Source organism: Bacteroidota bacterium, assembly GCA_018266835.1.
Taxonomy (GTDB): domain Bacteria; phylum Bacteroidota; class Ignavibacteria; order Tepidaquicellales; family Tepidaquicellaceae; genus JAFDZO01.
The window spans coordinates 243,981-263,854 of sequence record JAFDZP010000005.1 but is presented as its reverse complement, the minus strand read 5'-3'; the positions used below and the strand labels follow the sequence as shown (position 1 = coordinate 263,854).

Genomic DNA, 19,874 nt, shown 5'->3' with positions numbered 1-19,874 from the left:
AACTGATATATTTTAAATAAATTTATATTTAATCGCTTTGCGTGCTTCGCAAAAAATTTTGCTTATGTAGTTAGACGCAAAATACGCAAAGGTTCACGCAGAGACCGCTAAGCAGCAATAAATATATAAAAAATTCAATGCAGTACAATGCATGTGCTTTGCGCACTTCGCGTAGAGCTCTGCGTACTTTGCGTTAAAATTCCACTGCAAGTGTGCCTTTTTTTACAAATCTAAATACATTAAATTTGAATTATAATGCATTTAATATGTTTTATATTCTGTAAACATATTATTTCAATTTAAATTAAACAAATAAGCTTATGTACGGCGGCGGATATATCTACGACGATACAAACAACAATAATAACCAAACTGACGACGCTCAGAAGCTGGAAGCTTTTGAAGCGCGCATTGCAGCGGGCGAAAAAATAGAACCGCAGGACTGGATGCCTGCTGACTATCGCAAACAGTTAATCAGAATGATTGAGCAGCATGCTCACTCAGAGATCATCGGCGCTCTGCCCGAAGGCACGTGGATAACCCGCGCACCGGGATTCAGACGCAAGCTTGCTCTGATGGCAAAGGTTCAGGATGAAGTCGGTCACGCTCAGTTATTATATAGCGCAGCTGAAACGCTCGGCAAGTCACGTGAAGATATGATTAACGATTTGATAACGGGAAAATCAAAGTACTCGAATGTTTTCAACTATCCTGCTGAAACATGGGCAGATACTGCAGTGATTGCATGGCTTATAGATGCAGGCGCAATTATAAATCAGGTAGCGAACTCAAAGGGAAGTTACGGTCCCTACTGCCGCGCGCTTGAAAGAATCTGCACGGAAGAAAGTTTTCATTTAAAATACGGTCATGATAACGTTGTGTTCCTTGCAACAGGCACTCCTACACAAAGAGCAATGGTGCAGGATGCATTGAACAGATGGTGGCCACCGATAATGCATTTCTTCGGACCGTCGGATAAGATTTCAGTTCACACTGAAACAATGATGAGATGGAAATTAAAGATGGCAAGCAATGATGACATGCGTCAGAAATTTTTAGATATGTATGTACCGAAAATATGGGACCTGGGATTAACAATTCCTGACCCGAACTTACGCAAAGATGAAGCAACCGGTCAATGGCAATATACTGAGCCTGACTGGGATGAATTTAAAAAAGTAATTAACGGCGGCGGACCTTGCAATAAGGAAAGACTTGCCGTGAGAAAGATGGCTGAAGAAAGAGGCGAATGGGTTCGGAAGGCATTGATGAAAAGAGATGAGCAGTATATAACTCCATTGGCGTAAAAGAATTTTTTGTATAAGTATAGTTGTAAAGCCCCCTCCTTTATAAGGAGGGGGTTGGGGGAGGTAAAGGATAAGTACAAACTTTGGTTTCTTCTTCCCGCTAACCCCACCCTAGCCCTCCCCTTAGTAAGGAGAGGGAAACACATTAACAAATCAAATTGAAATCCGACTCCACCATCAAATCGCTCGATCCGAGAATAACAAGGGCTGATATTCCAAAGGACGAAGAACTAAAAATTGAAATTGCTCCGCTTGACCAGTGGCAGACTTATGAAGTCTTCCATCAGACAAAGAAGGGCGACCATCATGTGCATGTGGGTTCGCTTCATGCTCCGAATCCTGAAATTGCATTTCTCTCAGCTAAAGAACAATATGCAAGAAGAGGCAAGTGCGTAAATATCTGGGTTGTGAAAACTGCCGATATATTTTCCACTGATTATGAAACTGAAGATATGTATGAAAATAATTCCGAAAAAATGTACCGCGAAGCAGGCGGTTATAAAGTGATGGAAAAAATCAATAAATATAAAAAAGAACATAAGAAACCCGAAGCTGCAAAAAATGAGGAGGTGAAGTCATGAGTAATGGTGAACAGCATACAACTGCTATCAAAAATCTTTTGTTCAGAATGGCAGATGATGAACTTATTATCGGGCACAGAAATTCAGAATGGACGGGACTCGGTCCTATACTTGAAGAAGATATTGCATTCTCTTCGATGGCGCAGGATAAGCTCGGTCATGCTCAGGCGTTGTATAATATTTTACATTCAATGGGTGAGCCGGATGCAGATACGCTGGCATTCACAAGAAACGAAAAGAATTTTTACTGCTGTCACTTTGTGGAGTATCCTATTCGTGATTATGATTTCAGCTTAATGAGACATTTTTTATTTGATACAGCAGAGGCGATTCGTTTTGATATGCTTACGAAATCATCATGCCAGCCGCTTGCAAATCTTGCCAAGAAAGTAAGAGGCGAAATAAAGTATCATACGATGCATGCAAATATATGGATAAGTCAGTTAGGGAAAGCTACCGATGAAAGTAATATAAGGATGCAGGCTGCGCTTAACGAATGTTATCCGCTTGCATTGGGAATATTTGAGAAATCTGATTATGAAAATGAATTGATGGAATCGGGAGTGTTTGACGGAGAAGAATTGTTGCAGAAAGTATGGACAGATATTGTGACTGAAGTAATTGAGAAATCGAATTTGAAGATGCCTGATATTAACGATGCTAATCTGAGTACACTAGCCTTTGGCGGAAGAAAAGGATATCACACAGAGTATTTACAACCGCTGCTTGATGAGATGACAGAAGTTTATTCAATAGACCCCTCAGCAGAATGGTAAAAGCATTACAAACGTTAGACGATATGGATACTATAGAAAATGTCACAAAGGATGATGTTATTTCCTTATTGCAAGAAGTAAAAGACCCGGAAATTCCGCGTGTCTCTGTAGTTGAGCTTGGGATGATAACGGGAATAGAAATTTCATCTGATAATAAAGTTGAAGTAAGAATGACTCCGACTTTTGCGGGATGCCCGGCAGTTGAAATTTTGAAGTCTGAAATTAAAAATAAAGTATTAGAGCTTCCTGTTGAAGATGTTGAAGTGAAGGTTGATTATGATATACAATGGTCAACTGACATGATAACAGAAGAGGGAAGAAGACATTTAAAAGAATCCGGCTTTGCATTGCCGGCACATTTGAACAACGAATTGATTTCGATTGACTTGCTGACTAATGTAGAGTGTCCTTTTTGCGGTAGTAAAAAAACACGGCTTCGAAATCCTTTCGGACCAACTCTCTGCCGCGCAATACACTATTGTGATGCATGTTCTCAGGCGTTTGAACAATTCAAACCCGTCTAGTAGAATTACTTTACCATGATTTTAAAGCACGCAGCTGGGGGGTTTTCTTTAGCTGATGTAACTGCATTCTTCTTAATACATCATCCAGTATTTTTACTGCCTCGACTATATATTTTCCTTTATTAAGCATTACACATTCAGCCCTCTCAGACATGGCTGCATCAGTAATTTCTGCTCTTGTGGGAATTCCGTTTTTTACAAGGGTTTCCAATACCTGAGTTGCCCAAATCACCGGAACGTGGGCAGCTTCGCATATCCATAAAATTTCTTCCTGCATTTCTGCAAGCCTTTCATAACCTATTTCTACTGCTAAGTCACCTCGTGCAATCATAATAGCCAGCGGAAATTTCCCTGCAGTCCTTGCAATTATTTCGGGTAAGTTGTTTACGGCAAGCTTGGTTTCTATCTTGGCTATAATACATATATTTTTATTCTTATGGTCGCAGTTGTTTATTTCTTCTTCAAGCAAATCCATATCGCCGGGTTTTTGAATAAAAGAATAACCTAATATATCAGCATGCTTAAGAATAAATTTTATATCTTCTTTATCTTTTTTTGTAATCGGGTCGATATGACATTCGCAATCAGGGAAATTAATTCCCTTATCGTTTTTTAATTTTTTCCCTTCGGGTGATATACTTTTCACCCGCAGTAAAATCCCTTCAGCTCTTAAATCTATAACTTCGGTTATAATTTTTCCGTCATCAATTACAACTCTGTTACCGGTTTTAATATAATCCAGAGTTTCAGGTATTGAGCATCTTCCGCAGAATCCTATATACTCTGCAGGAGGTTTTTCCCGGGAGAGAAGTATAAGTTCGTTTTCGTAAATCTTTTTGTTTTTTTTCTTCGGAGCGCGAAAATCTTTCAGTCTTATTTTTGGTCCGCCAATTTCCATAGAAATCTTTACTCTCAAGCCCGTAGATCTTTCGGCTCTTCTTATATTGTTAATCATTTTTTCCCATTCGTCTTGTGTATCGTGTGAGCAGTTTATTCTGAAAATATTTGTACCTGAAAGTAAAAGATTTTTTACCAGCTTATAATCTTCAGAAGCAGATTCAGGAAGAGTGACCATTATTTTAACATCTCTATCAGTAAACGTTTCTCCGAAAATTTCTAATGAATTGTTTTTTAATACATCTTCTCCTTTGAAAAATTTTTCCAGTGAAGGCCTGGATAAGTCAATATTAATTTTATTTTCGACAATGGCATTAAGGTTCAGAATTACTGAATCTAAAGTTTCCAATAAGCGGGACTCGCTTCTTCCCAGAGAGGAAAGACCGTTTGCAGTAAGATAGGTTTGGATTTTTCTCAGGTCACGTCTTCTTGCAGATAAGTAATACGCAAGATTTAATGCGCTGTATTTGAATTGCTCCCGTGAAATATTCGGGAGATATGTTGAGTATAATTGCAGCCCCTCAGAAATAATACTCTCTCTTAAAGAAATTAATTCTTTAAGAAGTTCATCATTTGAGTACATTTTTTATTTAATACATTAAGTTTAGCTATCGAATATTATCCGAAGATTAAGCTAATGTAAATATTTAACTGAATTAATTTAGGACATTGTTGAGAGACGAAATAAAACCGGAAATAAAAAAGGGCAATTCATAAGAATTGCCCCGTAAAAATTGAATAAATTATTTTATTAAGCTTTGTTATTTTTCTTGCTGTTTCTTTTTCTGACTGTGTAACCAAACATCAGTCCAAAGAATACTATTACAGGAAGTTCCATTCCGAAGAGTCCGCATTTCTTTCCTGAGCTGCCGCCTTTTACTGTAGCAGTCATGTTAACATCATCTTTTAAGTCTGCAACTGTTTTGCTCCATTTCAAAGTCATGCCGTCTTTTGAAGTAGCGTTTGTAACGATAACTTCACCAGGCATTGTAAATTCATAGTTGAGCTTGAATTCTTCCATACCCATTCCGCCTGCATTAGCAGTATCTTTTAATAATGTGTATTTGAAATCCATTCCGTCTTTTCCTTTTGCCCAGGTTTGTTTAGATTTGGCAAAACCTTTTGCATCGCTCAGTTTATTGAAGTCTTTGAAGTCCACAGTCAGATTTACATGTTTAGTAGAGTCGTCAGTATTTTCCGTAACTTTAATATCAGAAGGTTCGATTCCTGTGGCAGTATAGTTTGTTTTTACGCCCGATTCAGAAAATGAGAAGCCGCCAATTTCATCACCCATTGAGAGATTCTTCATAGAAGTCCAGTAGTGAAGTTTAATTGAGCCCGAGCCGTCTTCTTTCAGGGTTGTTTTCTGGTCTACGTTTACGCATCCATTAACAAATACCAGGCATAGAATGACAAAGATAGAGAGAATAAGAGATTTCATATATCTTGTGGTTAATTTGTGGAAAGACTAAGGTAACTTTTTTGAAATGTAACTTCAATTCAGATATGCTATACAAATATAGAATATCACAGGGAATATGTTATAATATACTGCGTTTATGTACGGAGTTATAGATTTGAAATTGCTTTTTTTTTAAAAACTTTTTATCTTAAAACCGAGTGGCATTTTTAATAACTTTTTATAATTTAAAGTAAAAGGTTGTAAGAAAGTGCAAAGCGGTAAGCGCCTTTTTTATATCCCTTCATAAAATCTCTATCCAAGGAGAACATTCTTTTATATGCATTATTAAAAGATAGCATTGTTCTTTTAATAAAATTTTCCGGAGTCAAATAAATTACCCTAACAGTTATGCTTGTGTAAAATTTATTATGACAATTTTTTGCGTATAATAGTAGTATGTATACTATTAATTATAAATTCAATTAGCTTTTTTAACTTAGCAGTAAATAAATAACTGTAAATCGAAATTTCAGTAGTATAACTACTTTGTTTTATAATTTATTCTTATTTTTATATTTGGTTGTGTAATCTACTGAAGTATTAGTTTAATATTAGAATTTTGCTTTATCGGGGGATGATAAATAAAAAAATTTTATATACCGCATTTGCCTGCGCCATACTGATTTTAATCGGTATATCGTATCTTGCTTATATGAATCTGATTGCGCTTCAGGCTAATGCAAATCAGGTAAAGGAATCATATTCAGATGTAAACCTGCTCAATAAAATCGAAAAGGCAGTTGTTGATGGCGAGACAGGTCAAAGGGGCTATATAATCACAAAAAACTACTCCTATCTGGAACCTTATTTCGGTTCTAAGAAAGAAATAAATTTACTCATACAACAATATCGCGCTGCCAACATTGGCAATCCCCAAATACAACTGTTTGATAAAGTTGAAAATCTTATTAACTCAAAGTTTAAGGAACTGGATTATACCGTTAATCTGAAAGAAAAAGGATTCAGTGATTCAGTAGTAGCAAGAATAAATTCGAATATCGGGAAAAATATAATGGATTCTATTCGGACTTCCATTGATACCCTGCTTTTAAAAGAAAGTGAAATTCTAAAATCGAACGAAGTAAATACACTTGCAAGCAGTTCAGGAGCTGTAAAAAGCTATGTTGCCGGTATTACAATAAGTTTTGCAGTTATTATTTTCGTCTTCTTCTCTCTGTTAAAAGAAATAAATCTGAGAAGCAGACTTGAACAGGAAGCCAACCAGGGACGGTTATTTTTTTCAACCTCACTAATTAGTATTGGTGATGCAGTTATAACCACAAATGAAAAAGCATTCATAACATTTATGAACAAGGTTGCGGAAAATTTAACAAAGTGGGGTAAAGATGAGGCAGAGGGAAGACCAATTGAAACAGTTTTTAATATATATAAAGAGGGAACTAGAGATGCAGTCCTGAGTCCGGTAAAAGTTGCGATTCAAACAAAACAAATTGTCGGGCTAAATAATCACACAATACTTCTTGATAAATTTAATAATGAAATCCATATAGATGACAGCGCCGCCCCGATAATAAATGAGAAAGATGAAGTAACAGGAGCAGTACTGATTTTCAGAGATATTACTGAGAAACGTAAAACAGAAATTGAACTTGATAAGAGCTATGAACAATTGCAGGAGCTTACGAAAGAAATGGACACAAAAATAAATGAGCTTCAGATTTCAAACAGAGACCTCGAATCATTTTCTTACTCGGTATCTCATGATTTAAGAGCGCCGCTGCGCTCCATTGACGGCTTTTCAAAAATTCTTGAAGCGGAATACGGAAATGTAATTGATGACGAAGGCAAACGTCTGTTAAAAATTGTCAGAGATAATGCAGTAAAGATGGGAGTTTTTATTGATGAGCTTTTGAATATTGCCAAAGTCGGCAAGCGCGCTTTGAATTATGCAATTGTTGATAACAACCGGTTAGTTGAAGATGCGATTGAGTTATGTTCGCAGGATTTAGAGAATAAAAATATATTTAAAATAAAACCTTTGCTTCCTTCTTATGCTGATGAAGTACTCTTGTTTGAAGTATGGAAAAACTTGATTTCAAACGCCGTTAAGTTTTCCGGTAATAAAGAGAATCCTTCGATAGAAATAGGATGTGAAGTTGTGGATAGCATTGTAAGATTTTATGTAAAAGATAACGGTGCGGGATTTAATATGAGCTATGCAAATAAACTGTTCCAGGTCTTTCAGCGGCTGCACTCAGAAAGTGAGTTTGCAGGGAACGGTGTGGGACTTGCATTATGTGAGAAAATTATAAGGCTTCATGGGGGAACTATTTCTGCTAAGTCAGTTCCTGATGAGGAGACAATTTTTTCATTCACAGTTCCCAATAAATCATAAAAATATTTTCAAGTTTAATTTATACAATCTTAAATACTGTAACCTTAACGCTGCCCCTAATGGAAAAGATTAAAATACTAATAATTGAAGATAATAAGTTCGATACTGAATTAATTATTCGAGAACTTAAAAAGAACAATCTGAACTTTGAATATAAAAATGTTTATAAGTTTGAGGATGTTAAAAGAGAAATCACCGAGAACCCTCCCGATATAATTTTCAGTGATTATCAGCTTCAGTCATTCAATGGAATTGAAGTTCTGAATTTCAGGAATGAACATGCGCCCTTTACTCCTTTCATAAAAATCACGGGCACATTAGATGAAGAGCGCGCAGTTGAGATAATAAAATCCGGGGCAGATGATTACATCCTTAAACAAAATCTTTCACGATTGGGACCTGCGGTTCATTCTGCAATTGAGAAGATGTACCTGAACAGACAGAAAAATTACGCCGAAAGAAAATTAAAAGAATCTGAAGAAAAATTTTCTAAGATATTTCATTTCTCTCCCGTACCTACGTGCATACTTAACTTTGAATCCGGGCTGATAATGGATGTGAACGAAAGTTTCTGTGATTTCAGCAAATACAGGGAAGGGGAGCTTATCGGCAGCTATATTTATGATTTTGATTTCTTCGATTCACATCATCATGAAAATTTTGTAAAAACTGCCCTGAAGGATAAGTACGTTGTAAAAAATTATGAGCTTGAAGTCGGTACGAAAGAAGGGGAGAAAAAATTTGTTCTTACTAATTTTGTAAAGATAACTCTGGATGGTATAATGTATGTTGTGGTAAAATTTGTTGATATTACTCCGCACAAACTTGCAGAGATAGAATTGAACAAAGCGAAAGAGCGGGCAGAAGAAATGAATAAGCTGAAGACAACTTTTCTTACAAATTTAAGCCATGAGTTCAGAACTCCGTTAAACGGAATTCTTGGATTTTCAGATATGCTTGCAAATGAGCTTGTTAACGAAGAGCACAAATCTTATATAGAAGCAATAAGAACAAGCGGACAGAGACTGCTGGACACATTTAATGATTTAATTGACCTGTCGGTAATTGAATCCGGAAAGATTGTATTGAGAAAAGAGGCGGTGAATTTAGTAAATACAACTCAGAAGATCTTTAATCATTTTAAAGGCACGGTAAGAAAAGAAATAGAACTACAGTTGGAAATTAAATCTGAAAATCTTATATGCACAATTGACTTGGAGGGATATGAAAAAATAATCTATAAGCTTCTGGGTAATGCAATAAAATTTACTCACAGAGGATATGTAAAAGTAGTGCTGGATAAAGTTTTAAAAGACGGACATCAATACATTTTTATAAGTGTGAAAGATTCAGGCATAGGCATCAGCCCTGAGGACCTTGAAATAGTATTTCACAGATTCCGTCAGTCAAGTGAAGGCATAAGAAGAAATTATGAAGGAACGGGTATAGGACTATCGATTGCGCAGAAATTCGTAGAACTTATGGGCGGCACAATAAGCGTGACAAGTAAAGTCGGAGCAGGCAGTGAATTTATAATTGAGATACCTGTCAACAGCAGAAATGGTAACGGCGGCACAGTTAATAATATCAGTCCCGTCGTTTATTATAAAGAGAACGGTGCAAAAGAAATTACAAAAGAAAATTTTTCTGATAAAAATAAAAAAATCCTTTTAGTAGAAGATAATGATGTTGATTGTTTTTATATCAATAAGCTGTTATCCGATAAATTTCAGCTGACTATTGTGAAAGATTCCCTTAAGGCGCAGAAATATTATTCATCGGAAAAATTTGATTTGATAATGCTGGATATACATTTCAACAGCGGTATAAACGGTGTTGAAGTTTTGAAAGGAATTAAGAATGAGTCAATTAATCACAATACTCCGGTAATTGCTTCAACGGCACTTGCTATGGCAGGGGATAAGGAAAAACTTCTTACCGAAGGATTTGATGATTACATTCAAAAACCATTTGATAAGCACGGACTTATTGTAATGCTGAAGAAGTATCTTAAGAAGTGATTGTACAAATGATTATCTGTTTGAGAGACCGATGAGAACTATTCCAAGGATAATCAGAACAATTCCTATGACTTTCTGTTTGTTTATTTCTTCTTTGAGGTAGAATTTTGAAATGAGTGTTACCCATAGATAGCTTAACGAAGCGTAAGGATAAAGCACGCTAAGCTCGCCGCCCTTTAATGCCATGATGTAAACACCTGCTGATATCACCATCATAAACGCGCCGAAAATAATTTTCGGATGTTTAATGATATTGAAGAAAGACATTTTAATTTCATGAACGCCAATCTTCAGCATAATAGGACCAACTGCTCCTATTAAAGTGCTGAGGATAACTAATCCAATTGCCCATAATTCTGTCGGTTTACTTTCCACGTTTATCACCCCCTTTGCCTCCGTAACCTATAAATGAAACTCCTGCAACGATAGCAGCAACGCCTGCAAATCTTAGGACGCTGTATGAATCAGAAGGAAAAAATAATGGTGAAATAATGCTCACCCAGACATACGTAAGACCAATGAAAGGATATAATGTTGAAAGGTCATCTTCTTTTAAAGCTATGGTAAGTATAAGAAAGCTGAGACCGTATGCAATGAATCCTCCTATAAGAACGGGATTCATTACAGTATCTATTAAAGTGTGTTTTTCATTAACTGATGCTACTGAGGCAAGCTTGAAAAGAATCTGCGCTGCTGTTCCGAGAAATGTGCAAACGACGACAAGTAAAATTCCGGTGTAATGTTTCATTAATGCAGCTTAGTATTCTTTTAATAAAAAAAAGACGAACACTATTGTTCGTCTTTTTTCTTAAGGTCAACTGAGATAGGCTCTATAGGAGCATTTCTTCTGTAAATTTCAATTCCGTTATCTACGTAAAGCAAATCGTAAAATTTATCTAAAACTATAGGATCAACTTTATCACGTAATCTGTAGTAGGGATTTTTGTTATCAATAAGAATCCAGTTAGCATAATCCTGCGGACGAGCTAAAGTCTTTGGTCCTACTTCCCAGCTTTCAGGATAAATTCTTTGTTTGATATCAATCTTTGTCCAAGGCTTCAATGAGAAGTTAACACCGTCATAAAAAATTGTTCCGCCTTTGTAATTCATTCTTAAAAATTCTGATGCTCTGTTAATTTCAGGACGTGAATTATTAAAGAAGGCAGTTTCAACAATTACGGGAGCGCCTTTCGGCCAGTTGTAATAATAACTGAGCGGAATTATCAGCGCAAGAACAAAGTATCCTATGTAATAGGGAAGATTGTTATAATATCTGTACTCGTAAATTTTATATGAAAGATAACCTATAAAGAATGCAACACCGGGAATAATAAACACTCCATACCGCGCATTGTAATATCCGTAAGGTTCTATGTTCGGCATTTCAATAATAATCGAACCGGAGTAAACAAGATAAACAGTTACTGGAATTGAAATCAAAAACACATAAGGAGTAATAGCAGAGAATCTGAACTTATTAACTAAGAAATATATTATCACACCGACTCCAAAGAGAAGCAGCGGTATAGTTCCTATTAACTGAACAATATTATTTAAGTAAACTACGAGTGAGAATAATAAATCACCTTTAGCATTAAATCTTCCGCCCTTTTCAAACCATGCGCCTGCTGAGTATTCACCGCGCAAGAATGCAATAGGGTCTCCATAAACGCTCCAGTTGTGATACAGCCAGAAGCCCACAAAGAGAGCAGTTGGCGCAACATATAAAATTGAGTAACGCAGCACCATTGTTTTGTTCTTACCGAAGCAAAGTAGAACAACAGCTATGACTATAAAGACGGCAAATGTCCACCCTTCGTAACGCGAACCCACTGCAAGCGCAGTAAGGATTGCCGAATAAATAAACCAAACTTTTTCTCCCGTTACGTTCCACTTCAGTAGATAATAAACCGAGGCAGTCATGAACATCATCAGAATCATTTCCGACATGGCAGTCGTCTGCAGGTAAAGTATATTGGGATTTATAACAAAAATAAAAACTGCGATGTATTGTGAAAGTCTGTGCTCAGTGATAAGTCTTACCGAGAGAAAAATACAAAGTGAAGTAATTACAAAGCAAGTAAGATTTACTATGCTGCCGGCAAGACCTGTGTACCATAGAAAATCGAAATAAGCAAATGGAAGAATCATTACTGCAGGAATCGGAAGCCATGCAGTACCAAGCTGCTGGCTGATACCCGGAGTAAGTGAATCGTAAAATCTTCGGGCTATATCAACACGGCTGATGGAATCGGGGTATGCATACACATATTCATAGTAGTAGCTAGCAAGCTGCGCAAGAAATCCTACTATCAAAGTAAAATAAAATACGCGCCTGAAAGATTTTATCGTTACCTCATCACTAAAAAATTTATCTACCATGTATTAATAAATTAAATAAAAGGCCGTAAATATTATAACAATGAAAATCCATTAAGGATTTTCGGAAATTCATTAATATCCGAAATTGAATCCGAAGAACAGGCTCGGACCTGTAGAAACATTTTTACCTGCTACAATATATTCTGTGCCGAAGGATAAGCTTGTTGTCTTTGAAATCTTCTGAACAATTGCGCCTGAAAGTTTTGTTGAGCTAGTTGGATTTCCGTTAAGCCCTCTGTTGCTTTCTATTGTTGCATACCAGCTTGTGTATCTGTTGAACGATGAACCGAGTGTAAAGAATATCGAAACTTCTTCGCCTGCATCTGCTGCGCCTCTGAATTTATATTTTATACCTGCGCTGTAATATGAAGGCATTCTGAATAACCGCATTCCGTTTCCGATTGTGAATCCGATGCTGTACGTTGCAAAACTTGCATCGAGCTCGGGATCCTGATCTCTCGGGAAATGGAAAGGAAGATTTGCTTCAAGTTCAAGCCCCATAACGGGTGGACCTGCAGAAATCTGATAAACTAAACCAATACTTGGATTTTTAAAACCAAAGCTGCTTGTTGTTCCCGTAACAGGGTCAACATTTGTCAGTTTAGCTACACCGAATTTAATGAAGAATGCAACACTTGGGCTAATGCCTGTGATGTTGAAAATATCTATATCGAAGCGGGAAAATTTAGAATTGCTGCTTTTTAAAACTCCGGTCGCATCGTATAACTGGTTAAATTCCCCATATTTCATTGTAACGAGTGTTCCATTTTTGCCCTTTGTTGGAATCCACTGGGAATACGATTTCTCTGTACATAACAAAAAAATGCATACTGTTACCATAACGAGCAAAATCTTACTATTTAACGGGGTCTGCAAATTTTGTATTTTTTGGTTGATGGCTATAAATTAAAAGATTAATCGGTAAAAATAAACACTGAAATATATAGTTCTTACTGCCTCTTTTTAACGAATTACTTTATCTGCAAAATTACACAGACAAATATTATAGTTACAAAACTATCATTTTTATTTTTAAAATAAAACATTAAAATTTTGCGAATACTTCCCCCTCCTTTTCAAGGAGGGGGACTGAGGGGGTGGTTTTATTGTGCCTTCCTTTCTACATAAATGAAAACCAGGAAAAGCAAAAAAATGCACATTAAAAGTTTTTTTCGATTTGCAATAATAATTCAATTATTCTACTACTTTTTTTAGACATTCATTTAAAAGGATATAATATTTAAATTATTAAAATGACTGTAAATCTTGATTTAAGCGAGACAGACTTCAGAGAAATTAAATATTTATATTTCCTTTCAAGAATTGAAAACATAGGAAATGTAAAGATAACCTCGCTTGTCAATTTGTTCAAAAGCGCCGAAGCAGTTTTCAACGCAGACCTGCTCAGCATAAAGAATACCGAAATTCTGACAATCGCAAATATTAAAAATTTGGAGAAAGTCAGGAATAGCCAGGCAGCGATGGAAAGTCTTGAAAAAGAGTTTTCAAACCTGATGGACGTATGTGAAAAGAAAGATATAAAGATTACAAGTTTTTTAAGAGATGATTATCCGAAGAATTTAAAACCTATTTATGATGCTCCCGTTCTTTTATATTATAGAGGAAGTCTAAGCGCGACGGATGAGTTTTCAATCGGTATAGTTGGTACCAGAACTCCAAGCGAATATGGAAGACAGATATGCGAACATTTTGCCGAAGAGTTTTCAAAGATGAACATTCCTTTAATGAGCGGAATGGCTAAGGGAGTCGATTCAATCTGTCACAAGACAGCCTGCAAATTCGGAAATGTAAATTATGCATTGCTTGGCTGCGGAGTGGATGTAATTTATCCGCCTGAGAATAAAAAGTTGTATGATGAAGTCGCTGAAGTCGGAGCAATTGTATCTGAGTTTCCGCCCGGGACTTTCCCTGATAAGCCGAACTTCCCAAAGAGAAACAGACTTATAAGCGGAATCAGTCTTGGTACAATTATCATTGAGAGCGCAGCACGAGGCGGCGCATTAATAACTGCGGGATTTGCTATTGACCAGAACAGGGAAGTATTTGCAGTACCGGGACATCTTAATTCAAAGCAATCGGAAGGAACTAACAATTTAATAAAGCGCGGAACCGCAAAGCTTGTGATGAACGCAGATGATGTATTGGTTGAGCTTGAAAGCAAAATGAAAAATTTTGTTAAAGCAAAAAATAAAGAAGAGAAAAAAGTATTGCCGAACTTATCAAAGTCAGAAACTGTTATTTATAATTTACTGGGATTTGAACCGATGCACATAGATAAGATTTACGAAGGAACAGGATTTAATATTTCATCTTGTTTGGTCGAGCTGCTTAGTCTGGAGTTCAAAGGAATAGTCAGACAGCTTCCCGGAAAATATTTTGTAAGAGCGTGAAGAATTCAGAATTCAGAATGTAGAATTTAGAATAAATAAAAAAATGACTCGACTTCCCCCTCCTTCAGAAGGAGGGGGATTGAGGGGGCGGTATCAATAAAAGCAGTTTGTAGCAAGAAAAAAGCATAACCATTAAATGAAAATAAATTTAGACAAGTATATAATAGACGACAGGATTTTCGATGTGAAGTTTTCCTGCGATTTGAATATGTGCAAAGGAGCATGCTGTACAATCACAGGAACAGACGGCGCGCCGCTGCTTGAAAAAGAAATTAATGTAATGAAGCATCTGCTTCCGAAGGTAGAGAAATATTTGCCCGAAAAACATCTTGATGTTATAAAGCGCGAAGGATTTTATTACAGACACGATAACGATTATGCAGTTAGTACGTATAATGATAATGAATGTGTTTTTTCTTTTTACGATGAAAAGGGAATAGCAAAGTGCGCTTTTCAGACGGCATACTTTGCGGGAGAGATTGAGTTCAAAAAACCGATTTCATGTTATCTTTTCCCTATAAGAGTTTATGGCAAAAAAAGAAACATAATGCGTTACGAAAAAATAACTGAGTGCAACGATGCTCTAGATAAAGGTGTTACAGAAGATAAGACGGTTTTTGAATTTTTAAAGCAGCCGATTATTGATGAGTTCGGTATTGATTTTTACAAAGCAGCAAAAGAAAAATTTTTAAATAAGAATTTAAACAAAACAAAAGTATAGTGATATCACAAAGTCAAAATTTAAAACTATCACAAAAACTTTTTCCAAAAGTAATACTTAATCAGAGTGTTCTTGCAGTGCCAACTCTGGCGCTTGAGCAGATGATAAAGAAAGAGCTTGAAGAAAATGTTCTTCTGGAAGAAGAAGCTTCCGATGAGATAAAGGATGAAACCGCTGAGGAAAAAGATCTTGAACTGAAAAAAGACGAAGAGGATATAAAGAAAGAAGATGATGAGATAGAGCCCTCTGAAAATACAAAAGAAGATGAGCTTGACTGGGATGACTATTTCAATAAAGAAGAAATGGATTACGATCCCGCCGAGCACGCATCGAAGGGAACACAGAATGATTACGACAACTCCAATATACAGGCAGCATCATTTTTAAATGAAAGCTTAATGTTGCAGGTTCATCTTATGGGCTTGCCGCCGAAGAAAGCATTTATAGCAGAAGAGATTGTCGGCTCCTTAAATGATGAAGGATATCTTACAACTGATATAATTGATTTAATCCGTGATATAGATGAACTGAAAGTTGATACTGAATTCAAAGATGAGTTCTTTTCAATACTTGAAGTTGAAGAAGTACTGAAAGAAATTCAGATGAGCATTGAGCCTGCAGGTATTGCGGCGAGAAATCTTCAGGAGTGTTTGTCTATTCAGATTGAACGTTCTGCAATAGATACTTTCATTAAGAAAAATGCGCTAAGAGTAATTAATGAATTCTTTGAAGAGCTTCGTTTAAAGAATTATGAAAAGCTTGCAAAGGAATTAAATACATCATTAGAAAAAGTTAAGAAAATATTTGAAGCGATACATAAGCTTAATCCAAAACCGGGACAAACTGAAAGCGGCGCTGCGGAGAGTTATATCTATCCTGATATGATAATCACAAAAGTGAATAATAACTTTGAAGTTTATCTCAATGAAAAGAACGTTCCGTCCCTGCGTATAAATAAATCGTACAGGGAGATGTATCAGAGCGGAGATAAAATTGATAAAGATACAAAAGAATTTTTATCAAATAATTTTAACCGCGCAAAATGGTTTTTAGATGCGATTAATTCAAGAAGACAGACACTGCTAAAAGTAATGAATTCGATTTTACAACGACAGTACGTGTGGTTCAATAATGAAGGTGTGGGATTAAGACCAATGATTGAAAAAGATGTTGCGGAAGATATTCAGATGGATGTGTCAACCGTCAGCCGCGCAGTGAAAGGGAAGTATGTGCAGACTGATTTCGGAATTTACTCACTGAAATCATTTTTCAGCAATGCTCTTACAAATGAAGACGGCTTTGATGTATCTGCGAAAGAAGCTAAAGATAAATTGAAACAGATCATTGAGAACGAGGACAAGAAAAATCCTTTTACCGATGATGCTCTTGTGAAGGAAATGACCAATGCGGGGTATAAGATTGCAAGAAGAACAGTTACGAAATACAGAGAGGCGATGAATATTGCAAAGGCGAGACTGAGACGTTCGATTTAAACAGTTAGCAATTAGTAATTAACAATTATCAGATTCAATGGTGATAAGCAGTTCGTGGGAAACATTTTAAAATTTTAATCAAACAAATTGAGTAAAAATAAATTAGATACAAACAACGAAAATAAAATACGTTCAACAACTGTAATAGGTCTCGTCCGTAACGGCAAAGCTGCTATCGGCAGTGATGGTCAGGTTACGATGGGAAATACAGTTGCAAAATCTACGACAAAAAAAGTAAGAAAAATTTATAACGATACAGTGCTCGTCGGTTTTGCAGGTTCAACATCGGATGCATTTACACTCTATGAAAGATTTGAATCGAAGCTTGAGCAGTACAAAGGAAACTTAGCGCGCGCAGCAGTTGAGATGGCGAAGGAATGGAGAAGCGATAAGTACTTACGAAGACTTGAAGCATTGCTTGCAGTAGTCGGTAAAGATAAGGCTTATATAATTTCCGGTAACGGAGATATAATTGAGCCAGATGACGGAATTGTTGCAATCGGTTCAGGCGGTCCTTATGCATTAGCTGCGGCAAAAGTTTTAGTGAAGTACACAAAACTTTCCGCAAAGGAAATTGTAACTGAATCGCTTAACCAGGCAGCAGATATATGCATCTATACAAATCACAATATTTCAATAGAAGAATTATAATACAATCTATAATAAGAATTTTAATTTAATGACTGAAGAAAAAGAAGTAAAGAAAACAGAAAAGACTCCTAACAAAAACGGTAAAGCTGAAAAAAATTTATCGGGCGATAAAATTAAACAGCTCACTCCATCAGAAATAGTAGCAGAACTTGATAAATATATAATCGGCCAGCACAACGCAAAAAAATCTGTTGCAATAGCATTGCGTAACAGATGGAGAAGGCAGCAGGTGCCGGACAGCATGAAAGATGAAATCATGCCGAACAATATTATTATGATTGGACCGACCGGAGTCGGTAAGACAGAAATTGCAAGAAGAATTTCAAAATTATCAAACGCTCCTTTTATAAAAGTAGAGGCTTCAAAGTTTACTGAAGTCGGTTATGTAGGAAGAGATGTTGAGTCAATGATTCGCGAACTCACCGATTTATCTGTTACGATGGTAAAGAAGGAAAAATCGGATTTAGTACAGAAGAAAGCAGAAGAAAATGTTATTGAAAGAATTCTTGATATTCTCGTTCCTCCTATGAAAAAGAAAGTTTCCATTGATAGCGACAGGGCAGAAGCTGCGCAGGCTGAAGGCGGCGGAGATAATCAAGTAGTGGGATTTACTGTAAATGTTGAGCCACAGGATGAGAAGTCTGAAGAGTCAAATCAGAAGACAAGAGAGAAATTCCGTGAGGATCTGAAATCAGGAAAACTTGATAACAGAAATATTGAACTCGATTTATCTGCTGAAGCACCTATGCTTCAGGTACTTGGACCTATCGGCCTTGAAGAAATGGGACTGAACCTTCAGGACTTGTTCGGAAATATGATGCCGAAGAAATCCAAGAAAAGAAAATTAACAATTGCCGAAGCAAAGACCATTCTTGTTCAGGAAGAAGCTCAGAAGTTAATTGATATGGATGCTGCAATAAAAGAAGCTATAGAGAAAGTACAGAACTCGGGAATAGTTTTTATAGATGAAATTGATAAGATTGCAGGCGGAAGCAAGGCATCGAATCAAAGCCCCGACGTATCACGTGAAGGTGTGCAGAGAGATTTGCTTCCGATTGTTGAAGGCTCTACAGTAATTACAAAATACGGTCCCGTAAAAACTGACCATATTTTATTTATTGCATCCGGCGCTTTTCACGTGGCTAAGCCAAGTGATTTAATTCCTGAATTGCAGGGAAGATTTCCAATAAGAGTTGAACTTAACAGCTTAACTGAAGAAGACTTTTATAATATTCTTACTCAGACACAGAATGCTTTGATAAAGCAATATGTGGCTATGCTGGAAACAGAAGCAATCACACTTACTTTTAAAGAAGATGCAATAAGAGAAGTTGCAAAGATTGCAGCGCTTGTAAATGAGCAGGTTGAAAACATCGGAGCAAGAAGACTGCATACAATACTTACAACACTTCTTGAAAGTATTTTATTCGAAGTGCCGGATAAAATCAAAAAGAAAAAAATTGATATCGATAAAAAATATGTGAACGATAAACTTTCAGCAATTGTAAAAGACAGAGACTTAAGCAGTTACATTTTATAATCTTACTTTTAAAATGAAAACTTTAAAGTTTTTATCAGCCCTCGTTGTTTGTTTTGTAATTATGTGGAGCAATTCTTACTCGCAGATCAAGACAAGAGAAACCGCGCAAGCATATGCAGGAGTAGGGTATTCGTTTGTGATATTTACAAATTCCGATATGACGGATTCTTATCCATTATTCGGAAGCAACGGTGAATTTCTTAAAGAAGTGAATTTCTTTGGAGGAGTAAGAGTTAACAGAAACATTGCTTTGGAGCTATCTCCTTCAATTATTTTCTCGAATACATCTAACAACAAAGGATTTTATTACGGCAATCCCAGTGTAGCAGGTAGAGACAGCTTTTATGTACCGAACACCACTTCGTTCCTCTCACTTCCGATAAATTTGAAAGTGAAGTATTATCCTTTTACAAAGGACATGATTTCTCAAGTAAGCAATTTTTATGTTGGGTTTGAAGCGGGTATGGTTTATGTGAAAGAAGAATTCACAAACTATGTTTATGTTGATAATACTACCAGTCAGTTCGTGGGTTCAAGAAGTGTGAAAAACAGTTTCTGGAAACCTGATTTCGGTATTTCAATCGGGTACGGAAGTACAGCAAAGTTCGGTTACGGCTTCGAAGCATCATACAGATTCATTTCTTTAGACGGAAATAATAAATACCCGTTAACTACTTCGAGATCTAAAGATATGAACAGTATAAATCTTACTGCTAAATTGATCTTTGGTTTTAATTGATTTTGAACTGAAA

18 protein-coding genes are annotated in these 19,874 nt (G+C 36.3%); 12 read left to right on the top strand and 6 right to left on the bottom strand.

The features are described from left to right. The first annotated feature begins 320 nt into the window (after positions 1-320). From paaA to paaJ, 4 genes are all read left to right on the top strand, one after another. Positions 321-1,307 carry a 1,2-phenylacetyl-CoA epoxidase subunit A gene (gene paaA / locus JST55_13985; protein MBS1494619.1) on the top strand — a complete coding sequence of 329 codons (987 nt, stop codon included), beginning with the start codon at positions 321-323 and terminating at the stop codon, positions 1,305-1,307. 158 nt (positions 1,308-1,465) lie between these two features. Beyond that, complete coding sequence (paaB, locus tag JST55_13980) at positions 1,466-1,888, top strand: 1,2-phenylacetyl-CoA epoxidase subunit B (GenBank protein ID MBS1494618.1); 423 nt, start codon at positions 1,466-1,468, stop codon at positions 1,886-1,888. Then, a complete protein-coding gene (paaC, locus tag JST55_13975) occupies positions 1,885-2,664 on the top strand; it encodes a phenylacetate-CoA oxygenase subunit PaaC (protein ID MBS1494617.1) in 780 nt (259 codons plus the stop codon). Before paaB ends, paaC begins: the two co-directional genes overlap by 4 nt. A gap of 23 nt (positions 2,665-2,687) precedes the next feature. Next, entirely contained in the window at positions 2,688-3,188 is a 501-nt protein-coding gene (gene paaJ / locus JST55_13970; GenBank protein MBS1494616.1) for a phenylacetate-CoA oxygenase subunit PaaJ, read from the top strand. Between the two features lie 10 nt (positions 3,189-3,198). Here the strand turns inward: paaJ and JST55_13965 are convergent, their stop codons facing one another. Continuing rightward, a complete protein-coding gene (locus tag JST55_13965; protein ID MBS1494615.1) occupies positions 3,199-4,668 on the bottom strand; it encodes a hypothetical protein in 1,470 nt (489 codons plus the stop codon). 168 nt (positions 4,669-4,836) lie between these two features. Further along, positions 4,837-5,526, bottom strand: coding sequence for a hypothetical protein (locus JST55_13960; protein MBS1494614.1), 690 nt, complete (start codon positions 5,524-5,526; stop codon positions 4,837-4,839). A gap of 595 nt (positions 5,527-6,121) precedes the next feature. Between JST55_13960 and JST55_13955 the strand changes: the two genes are divergently transcribed. Together JST55_13955 and JST55_13950 are read left to right on the top strand one after the other, a co-directional pair. After that, positions 6,122-7,903, top strand: coding sequence for a CHASE3 domain-containing protein (locus JST55_13955; protein ID MBS1494613.1), 1,782 nt, complete (start codon positions 6,122-6,124; stop codon positions 7,901-7,903). 59 nt (positions 7,904-7,962) lie between these two features. Further along, positions 7,963-9,924, top strand: coding sequence for a response regulator (locus JST55_13950; protein ID MBS1494612.1), 1,962 nt, complete (start codon positions 7,963-7,965; stop codon positions 9,922-9,924). 12 nt (positions 9,925-9,936) lie between these two features. Here JST55_13950 and JST55_13945 read toward each other — a convergent pair whose 3' ends face one another. The 4 genes from JST55_13945 to JST55_13930 all read right to left on the bottom strand — a co-directional run bounded on the left by JST55_13945 (position 9,937) and on the right by JST55_13930 (position 13,146). Continuing rightward, positions 9,937-10,299 (bottom strand): EamA family transporter, encoded by a 363-nt coding sequence (locus JST55_13945; GenBank protein MBS1494611.1) that lies wholly within the window; start codon positions 10,297-10,299, stop codon positions 9,937-9,939. After that, entirely contained in the window at positions 10,289-10,672 is a 384-nt protein-coding gene (locus JST55_13940; protein MBS1494610.1) for a hypothetical protein, read from the bottom strand. The genes JST55_13945 and JST55_13940 overlap by 11 nt, the downstream gene beginning before the upstream one ends. 41 nt (positions 10,673-10,713) lie before the next feature. After that, positions 10,714-12,306, bottom strand: a complete 1,593-nt coding sequence (locus JST55_13935) for a hypothetical protein (GenBank protein MBS1494609.1) — start codon at positions 12,304-12,306, stop codon at positions 10,714-10,716. Between the two features lie 72 nt (positions 12,307-12,378). Then, positions 12,379-13,146, bottom strand: a complete 768-nt coding sequence (locus tag JST55_13930) for a hypothetical protein (protein MBS1494608.1) — start codon at positions 13,144-13,146, stop codon at positions 12,379-12,381. Between the two features lie 413 nt (positions 13,147-13,559). Between JST55_13930 and dprA the strand changes: the two genes are divergently transcribed. From dprA to JST55_13900, 6 genes are all read left to right on the top strand, one after another. Continuing rightward, the gene (gene dprA, locus JST55_13925) at positions 13,560-14,717 is read left to right on the top strand and encodes a DNA-protecting protein DprA (protein ID MBS1494607.1); all 1,158 of its coding nucleotides are present in this window, start codon (positions 13,560-13,562) and stop codon (positions 14,715-14,717) included. A 136-nt stretch (positions 14,718-14,853) separates the two neighbouring features. Continuing rightward, positions 14,854-15,438, top strand: coding sequence for a DUF3109 family protein (locus JST55_13920; protein ID MBS1494606.1), 585 nt, complete (start codon positions 14,854-14,856; stop codon positions 15,436-15,438). Beyond that, positions 15,438-16,931, top strand: coding sequence for an RNA polymerase factor sigma-54 (gene rpoN, locus JST55_13915; GenBank protein ID MBS1494605.1), 1,494 nt, complete (start codon positions 15,438-15,440; stop codon positions 16,929-16,931). The genes JST55_13920 and rpoN overlap by 1 nt, the downstream gene beginning before the upstream one ends. A 126-nt stretch (positions 16,932-17,057) precedes the next feature. After that, positions 17,058-17,582 carry an ATP-dependent protease subunit HslV gene (gene hslV, locus JST55_13910; protein MBS1494604.1) on the top strand — a complete coding sequence of 175 codons (525 nt, stop codon included), beginning with the start codon at positions 17,058-17,060 and terminating at the stop codon, positions 17,580-17,582. A 28-nt stretch (positions 17,583-17,610) separates the two neighbouring features. Continuing rightward, on the top strand, positions 17,611-19,122 hold the full coding sequence (hslU, locus tag JST55_13905; GenBank protein MBS1494603.1) for an ATP-dependent protease ATPase subunit HslU: 1,512 nt from the start codon (positions 17,611-17,613) through the stop codon (positions 19,120-19,122). 13 nt (positions 19,123-19,135) lie between these two features. Beyond that, on the top strand, positions 19,136-19,861 hold the full coding sequence (locus JST55_13900; protein ID MBS1494602.1) for a hypothetical protein: 726 nt from the start codon (positions 19,136-19,138) through the stop codon (positions 19,859-19,861). The last annotated feature ends 13 nt before the right edge of the window (positions 19,862-19,874 follow it).